This is a genomic window from Candidatus Syntrophosphaera sp. (genome assembly GCA_019429425.1).
Lineage (GTDB): Bacteria > Cloacimonadota > Cloacimonadia > Cloacimonadales > Cloacimonadaceae > Syntrophosphaera.
In genome coordinates this window covers 1-7322 of sequence record JAHYIU010000103.1, presented here as the reverse complement: position 1 = coordinate 7322, position 7322 = coordinate 1, and the positions used below count along the sequence as shown (strand labels likewise).

The 7322-nt window shown below is 53.5% G+C and carries 8 protein-coding genes, 1 tRNA gene and 1 rRNA gene; 9 read left to right on the top strand and 1 reads right to left on the bottom strand.

What is annotated here, in order from left to right; genetic code table 11:
* Window positions 1-107 (bottom strand): 16S ribosomal RNA (locus tag K0B87_08930); the annotation flags it as partial.
* A 565-nt stretch (window positions 108-672) separates the two neighbouring features.
* Between K0B87_08930 and K0B87_08925 the strand changes: the two genes are divergently transcribed.
* The 9 genes from K0B87_08925 to K0B87_08885 all read left to right on the top strand — a co-directional run.
* Entirely contained in the window at window positions 673-1020 is a 348-nt protein-coding gene (locus K0B87_08925) for an aspartate 1-decarboxylase (protein MBW6514860.1), read from the top strand.
* Window positions 1021-1860 carry a pantoate--beta-alanine ligase gene (gene panC, locus K0B87_08920; GenBank protein ID MBW6514859.1) on the top strand — a complete coding sequence of 280 codons (840 nt, stop codon included), beginning with the start codon at window positions 1021-1023 and terminating at the stop codon, window positions 1858-1860. It abuts the gene before it with no gap.
* 65 nt (window positions 1861-1925) lie between these two features.
* Window positions 1926-2011 (top strand) — tRNA-Leu (locus K0B87_08915).
* Between the two features lie 17 nt (window positions 2012-2028).
* The gene (locus K0B87_08910) at window positions 2029-3336 is read left to right on the top strand and encodes a hypothetical protein (GenBank protein MBW6514858.1); all 1308 of its coding nucleotides are present in this window, start codon (window positions 2029-2031) and stop codon (window positions 3334-3336) included.
* A complete protein-coding gene (clpP, locus tag K0B87_08905; protein MBW6514857.1) occupies window positions 3333-3917 on the top strand; it encodes an ATP-dependent Clp endopeptidase proteolytic subunit ClpP in 585 nt (194 codons plus the stop codon). The genes K0B87_08910 and clpP overlap by 4 nt, the downstream gene beginning before the upstream one ends.
* A 73-nt stretch (window positions 3918-3990) precedes the next feature.
* Window positions 3991-5238, top strand: a complete 1248-nt coding sequence (clpX, locus tag K0B87_08900; protein MBW6514856.1) for an ATP-dependent Clp protease ATP-binding subunit ClpX — start codon at window positions 3991-3993, stop codon at window positions 5236-5238.
* Between the two features lie 14 nt (window positions 5239-5252).
* Window positions 5253-5861: a hypothetical protein gene (locus K0B87_08895; protein ID MBW6514855.1), complete on the top strand. Its 609-nt coding sequence runs from the start codon at window positions 5253-5255 to the stop codon at window positions 5859-5861.
* An 8-nt stretch (window positions 5862-5869) separates the two neighbouring features.
* A complete protein-coding gene (locus tag K0B87_08890) occupies window positions 5870-7102 on the top strand; it encodes an aminopeptidase P N-terminal domain-containing protein (protein MBW6514854.1) in 1233 nt (410 codons plus the stop codon).
* The coding region (locus tag K0B87_08885; GenBank protein ID MBW6514853.1) for an adenylyltransferase/cytidyltransferase family protein at window positions 7099-7322 on the top strand (224 nt) is incomplete at its 3' end. The genes K0B87_08890 and K0B87_08885, both read left to right, overlap by 4 nt.

The window sequence follows — 7322 nt, the reverse complement described above, 5'->3', positions numbered from 1 at the left end:
CACCCGTTCGCCACTCTCAGATCCCCGAAAGGATCCTACCGTTCGACTTGCATGCCTAATCCACGCCGCCAGCGTTCGTCCTGAGCCAGGATCAAACTCTCCATCATTTTATAATGATTGAATTGACTTTTTGGCTCGCACAAATCTCTATAGCACTCTATATACTTTTAAAGAACTGTTTTGCGCAGCATCTGCTGCACAGGTTATGCCAAGAAAAATATCACCGTTTTAATGTCAACACAAATCTTTGGATATTTCCCCGCGCATTGACATATTCGATCTCTAACTGATAATTTAAGTTGTCGTTAGGATATTGCAAATTTTTTCTGGGCTGAGATGGATTTCCCGAGTCTGGCGGGCTCACGAAACAGCTAATCCAGATACCAAGATGAACAAAACAGACTCTTGAAGATCAACTTCGCCCCCTTTATCAACACGCTATCAATACGGACTCATTACGGACTTTGTCCGTAATGAGTCCGTATTGACACCGTAATGATAAGGAGGGCCGTATGGGGCAAACCTGTGTAATCCATTGGTGAGATACAAGTTAGAGAAATTGTCATAAATACGGAAAAGCGCGGTACAAAACGGGGCAGTGTTATGAATTTGATTGACATTAAACCGGGCTGGAATTTTTGGGGTTTAAGACTAAACAGATTGGAGTGATCAATGCTCAGACATATACTGCTATCCAAACTCCACCGCGCGACGGTGACGGAATGCGACCTGCACTACAACGGCAGCATCAAGATCGACACCGACCTGCTGGACGCAGCTGGAATGCGGGAGTTTGAACGGGTGGAAATCTGGGATGTAAACAACGGATCCAGGTTTTCCACCTATATCATCCCCGCGGAACGAGGCAGCCGGACGGTCAGCATCAACGGCGCCGCGGCACGCATGGTGCATGTGGGAGACAAGATAATCGTGGTCAACTACGGCCTGATGGATGAAGCTGAAGCGCTTGCCCACAAACCGAAGATAATTGTTTTGGACGAAAACAACAGACCCGTATAAATGCGCATCATAAACACGATAGACGAGATGCGCCAAGCTTTGGCAGAGCGGGACCCGGGCCAGAAACTCGGATTCGTGCCCACCATGGGCTATCTGCACAAGGGGCATCTTTCCCTGGTGGAAAGCTGCACCGTGAAATGCGGCCTGAGCGTGGTCTCGATCTATGTGAACCCTTCCCAATTCGGCCCGCAGGAGGATCTGGGCAGCTATCCGCGTGACCTGGAGCGGGATCTGGACCTGCTGGCCCAGCAGCAGGTGGATTATGTTTTCTTTCCCGATGACGCCCAGATGTATCCCGAGGGCTATCTGACCTGGGTGGAAGTAGCCAAGATATCCGATGTTCTTTGCGGGGCCAGCCGTCCGGGCCATTTTCGGGGAGTGGCGACCATCGTTTTGAAGCTGGTCAACATCATCCGGCCAGACCTGATGTTCATGGGCCTAAAGGATTTTCAACAGATCGTGGTTTTGGAAACGATGCTGCGTGACCTGAACCTGAGCACACAGATTGAGCGCTGTCCGATCGTGCGGGAAGTAGACGGCCTGGCCTTGAGCTCGCGCAACATCTATCTGAACCGGGATGAACGCCACAGCGCGACCTGCCTGGTCCAGGCGCTCAGAAACGCCCGCAGGATGGCATCGACCGGAATAAAAGAAAGCGCCGCGATCATCAAAGCAGCGGAAGAGATCGTGAACAGTGCCGGGGGCAGGATCGACTATGTCAGGATCGTGGATTCCGCTACGCTTTCCGAACAGCAAGAAGTGAATGAAAACTCCCGCATGCTGCTGGCGGTCTTCATCGGCAAAACCAGATTGATAGACAATTCCGCACTCATTACTTGACAGCCAGGCCAGTTCCAAAAAATTGACCAAGATATTTGAAGTTGGATCAAATCAGAAACATCCGTGCGAAAGTGGCGGAACTGGCAGACGCGCTGGACTTAGGATCCAGTAGGATTTTCCTGTAGGGGTTCAAATCCCCTCTTTCGCACCATAAAATTGGGAGAAAATGTGCAAATCGACATCAAACAAATCAACGCGACCTCGAAAGAGATCGATCTGAGAGTGGAAGCTGAAAAAGTGGACCAAGCCTATCAGAAGTATCAGGCCAACGCGGCCAGGAACATAGAAGTACCCGGATTCCGCAAGGGCAAAGCGCCTCTGTCCATGGTGACCAAGCTGCACGGCGACCGGATCATCGAGTACTTCGAAAAAGACTATGTGGACGAAGTTTTCACCGAAGCCGCGCGGGAAAAGCAGATCCATTTTTTGCTGTATCCGGAAGTGAAGGAATTGAATTGGGAACCGGGCTCAGACATGACCATCAAGTTTGAGATCGAACACGAGCCCACCGTGGAGATCGCGCAGACCGAAGGACTGCAGGTCCCGTTCAGACCCATTCTGCTGGAAGACGAGGTGCACAAGTTCATCGACCGCCTGGCCGAGGAACACACCACCGCCATCGACGTGGAAACGGCCGCGGACAATGACTACATCAACGTCCATCTGAACGTGGAGCCAGACGGCCAGGCCAGACTTTTCAACGTGAACGTCTACGCGGGAACTGATTATCCGCAGAGATCGCTGCCTGAAATGATCGGCGCCAGGATTAACGACAAAGTGTCCGTGGAACTCACCGGCACCCAGATCAAACTGCTGGCCATGCAAAAAGAGCTGGATCTGGACAACGAGACCAGCTATCCCTGCAGCCTGACGGTCAACGCCATCCTCAGATACTCCAAGCCCGCCCTGGACGACGAATTTGCCAAGGACATGGACTTCGAGAACATGGATGAAATGAAGGCCAAGATCGGCGAAGACCTGAGTCTGGGCTTGGAACACCACAACATCGAAGGCGAGAACAGCGCCATCATTGCTAAATTGTTCAAGGACAACCCCTTCCCCCTGCCGCCCAAGACCCTGCGCTACATCGTGCAGGAAGAGGTCGAGAAGATGGATCCCAAATACCGCGAGATCCTCTACCAGTATTACATTCAGAACATCGTGCAGGAAATGACAACCCTCTACATCATGAAGGCCCTGAGAAAACAGCAGGCCTTGGAGATCAGCCCGGAAATGCTGGAGCAGTACATCCAGCACAGGGCGATCCTGGAAGATGTGAGCGTTGGCGCCTTTAAAGATAAAAATGCCGATAAGATCGCATCCGAGGACTTTCCGGAAGCGGTCCAGAACTATTTCATCCTGCGTCAGATCGCTTCATCCAGCGAATTCACCGAGCCTGTGGAAGAACAGGATGAGCAGTCCGCGGAAGAGCTGGAAAGTTCCGATAACACCCCAAACAAGGAGGGATCAGAATGAACTACATCCCCATGGTCATTGAACAGGTGGGCCGCACCGAACGGGCCTATGACATCTATTCCAGGCTGCTGAAGGACCGCATCGTGTTTGTGAGCGGTGTGATCGAGGATTCGCTGGCCAATTCAATCGTGGCGCAGCTTCTGCACCTGGAAGGCGAAGATTCCGAACGCGACATCTTCATGTACATCAACAGCCCCGGAGGCATTATCTCATCAGGGCTGGCGATCTATGACACGATGCAGTACATCAAGCCGAACGTGAGCACGATCTGCATTGGCCAGGCCGCGAGCATGGCCGCATTGCTGCTGGCAGCGGGGCATCCTGGCAAACGTACGGCCCTTCCGAACAGCCGGATCATGATCCATCAGCCCATGGGCGGCGCGCAAGGCCAGGCCAGCGACATCGAGATCCAGGCTCGGGAGATCCTCTACCTGCGCGTGCGAATGAACGAGATCCTGCACCAACACACGGAACAGGACCTGAAAAAGCTGGTCGAGGACACCGACCGCAATTACTACATGGACGCGACCGAGGCCAAGAAATACGGCATCATCGACGAAGTGATCGTCAACCGGAAATAACTTGACGGGAATTCAGCATCCACTTTAATTGAACATTCGAATTTAACCAAGGTCAAAACACAAGGAGGATTTCTTGGACAAATTCAAAAACCTGAGCTGCTCTTTCTGCGGCAGAAACGAAGTTGAGGTCAAAACCCTGATCCGGGGTATCGCGGGAAACATCTGCGATGAATGCATCCTGATGTGCCACAACATCGTCATCTCCAGCGCTCCGGCGCCGGAAGACGAGGCCATGGACCTCCCCAAACCCAGCGAGATAAAGAACTATCTGGACCAATACGTGATCGGTCAGGACCAGGCCAAGATGATCATCTCCGTGGCCGTTTACAACCACTATAAAAGGATCTTCCGCCAGAGCAAGGACGACCAGATCGACCTGGAAAAAAGCAATATCCTGATGATCGGGCCCACGGGCTGCGGCAAAACCCTGATCGCTCAGACCCTGGCGACTTTTTTGAAAGTTCCTTTTGCGATCTCCGACGCCACCACCCTGACCGAGGCCGGCTACGTGGGCGAGGATGTGGAAAACATTTTGGTGCGCCTGCTGCAAGCGGCCGATTATGATGTGGCCAAAGCCGAGCACGGGATCGTATACATAGACGAAATAGACAAGATCAGCCGCAAATCCGAGACCCCTTCGATCACTCGCGACGTTTCGGGAGAGGGTGTCCAGCAAGCCCTGCTGAAGATCCTGGAAGGCACTAAAGTGAACGTTCCGCCCAAAGGCGGCAGGAAACATCCGCAGCAGGATTTCATCGAAATGGATACCAAGAACATCCTGTTCATCGCCGGCGGGGCCTTCTTCGGCCTGGAAAAGATCATCAAGGAACGCCTGGACAAAAAGGCCATCGGCTTCGACGTCAAACTGGGCCGGACCACGGAAGACCGCAACATTTTCGACAACACGGAGTCGCACGACCTCCTCAAATACGGGCTGATCCCGGAATTGATCGGCAGGATGCCGGTGCTCTGCACCCTGCATGAACTGAATGAGGAAGCGCTGATCGACATCCTGGTGAAGCCGAAAAACGCCATCTGCAGCCAGTACAAGAAATACTTCGAACTGGACGGAGTCGAACTCAGCTTTGACAAAGAGGCCCTCCACCAGATCGCCTCAACCGCCATAAAACAGAAAGCCGGGGCTCGCGGCCTGCGCTCCATCATGGAAAAATTCATGCTCAAGATCATGTATGAAATCCCCGACCGCGACAACATCAAATCCTGCAGGATCACTGAGGATGTCGTCACCAAAGGGGTCGGGCCGGACTACGGCAAGACCGAGGGCGTGGCATCCCGCAGAAAAGCGGCCGGCAATAACTGAGAACGGGTCGTCTGATGAGACGCGTTTTCCTCCTGGGGATCCTGTCCGCGCTGGCCTTTCTGGTTTTAGGCTGCGACAAGGAGGGCGAATTGCGTGTCCGCAATCGCACTGCCTCAGAAGTTTACGTCAGCGTCGACAACTCCGAACCCCAGCATCTGGAGGCATGGTCAAATCTGTCCAGATTCTTCTCTGAGGACAGGAAGATCGTCATCGCCTACAACGGAAACTATGTTTTTGCCAATTCCGTGGTCCGCGACGTCCGCACCAATCTGGTCACCACCTTCGACATCCAACCTGACGGAGGCGCGATCCAGATCGTCAATGACGAAGATGTATCCCTCATCGACTTATACATCTCTCCCTACGGAGATCCGGATTGGGGCTTGGACAACCTGGCCGGAGCGGTTCTGCCCGGAGATACGGGAATCTGGACGGTCTTGCCGGGAAACTGGGACATCATGTTGGTGGACGCGAACAACAACTCCCATTACAGATACAACCTGCCCGTAACGATCAATGAAACCCAAACTCTGCTGGTCTCATCCTTTGGCGGGAAGGAGACCGAAAAAACCGGAATCGTGCCGCCAAACCTTTCTCCCACAATATATTCAGCTGACAATTGAGGTTACGCATGACTGCTAAAATAACCCAGGCCCGCCGGGAAAAGCTGGCTGTACGACTCTCAGACGGCGAAAATGTGATCATCTTCGCCAATCCGCAGGTCAACCTGGCCAAGTTTTCCCAAGACAGGAATTTTCTCTATTTCACCGGTTTGGAGCATCCGGAACTGATCTACGTGGCTGGCAAATTCGCCGGCAAGTTCAACGACATGCTGTTCATCGAACGCGGGGATCCCGAGCGTGAGGTTTGGGAAGGGAAAAAGCTCTCCGCGGAAGAAGCTGCCAAGCTGAGCGGGATCAAGCGCGTCAAATATGTGGACGAGTTTTACGGCGTGCTTTCCGCGATGAGTCCGATGATGAAAACGATCCATTCCAATCTGGGATTTGCCGCGCTGAACAAACCTCCCACCTATCCCATGCACATGCTTGAGCCTCTGCGGACCAGGCAACCCCAAATCGAGATCAGGCAGCTCAACGATCTGGTCGCCCCCCTGCGCAAGATCAAGGATGAATTCGAGATAAAACAACTTCAGAAAGCCATCGACATCACCGGAGAAGGCATCATGGACATCCTCCGTTCCGCCCGCGCAGGCATGATGGAGTATGAACTGGAAGCCACCCTCTTTTACCGGATGCAGGTCAGCGGTCTGAATCAATGGGGCTTCGCGCCGATCATGGCCACGGGCGTCAATGCCGCCACCCTCCACTATGAGAAAAACGAATGCCGGACCAAAGCCGGCGAGCTTGTCCTTATGGACGTTGGCGCTTCCTGCAATGGCTACAGCGCCGACATCACACGCTGTTTCCCGATCGGCAAGAGTTTCAGCCCCCGCCAGAAACAGATCTACTCCCTCGTGCTCGAGACCCAGAAAATGATCATCGCCATGATCAAGCCAGGCGTCACGCTCGGTCAGTTGCAAACCGCCACACGGGAAAATCTGGCACAGGGGCTCATCGGCCTCGGCTTGATCCAAAAGGCTGAGGAAGTCGGCAAGTATTACATGCATGGCGTAAGCCACTTCCTGGGCATGGACACTCATGACCTGGGCGGACGCGAAGCAGAGCTGGAAGCGGGAAACGTGATCACGGTGGAGCCGGGGATCTATATCCCGGAGGAAAAGCTGGGTGTCAGGATCGAAGATGACGTACTGGTCACCAAACGCGGCCATCAGGTCCTTTCAGCCAAAATTCCCAAGGAAATCGGCGAGATCGAAAAGATCCGCCGCGACGCGCTGAAAGCATGAGCAGCATAGCGATCTACCCGGGAACCTTCGATCCCATCACCCTCGGCCACATCAACATCCTGGAAAAGGCGGCCCGCCTCTTTGACAGCGTCATCCTCGCCGTCGCCGACTATACTGGAAAACAAAACATCTTCAGCCTCGAGGAACGGCACGCGCTATGCCAGGAATCGACCCGCCACATACCCAATGTGGAAGTCCTCACTTTCAGCGGATTGGTGGT

What these genes read in the sequence shown, in the direction of transcription:
- K0B87_08925 (MBW6514860.1), top strand. Translation starts at nt 673, where the DNA reads ATGCTCAGACATATACTGCTATCCAAACTCCACCGCGCGACGGTGACG.
- panC (MBW6514859.1), top strand. Translation starts at nt 1,021, where the DNA reads ATGCGCATCATAAACACGATAGACGAGATGCGCCAAGCTTTGGCAGAG.
- clpP (MBW6514857.1), top strand. Translation starts at nt 3,333, where the DNA reads ATGAACTACATCCCCATGGTCATTGAACAGGTGGGCCGCACCGAACGG.
- K0B87_08895 (MBW6514855.1), top strand. Translation starts at nt 5,253, where the DNA reads ATGAGACGCGTTTTCCTCCTGGGGATCCTGTCCGCGCTGGCCTTTCTG.
- K0B87_08890 (MBW6514854.1), top strand. Translation starts at nt 5,870, where the DNA reads ATGACTGCTAAAATAACCCAGGCCCGCCGGGAAAAGCTGGCTGTACGA.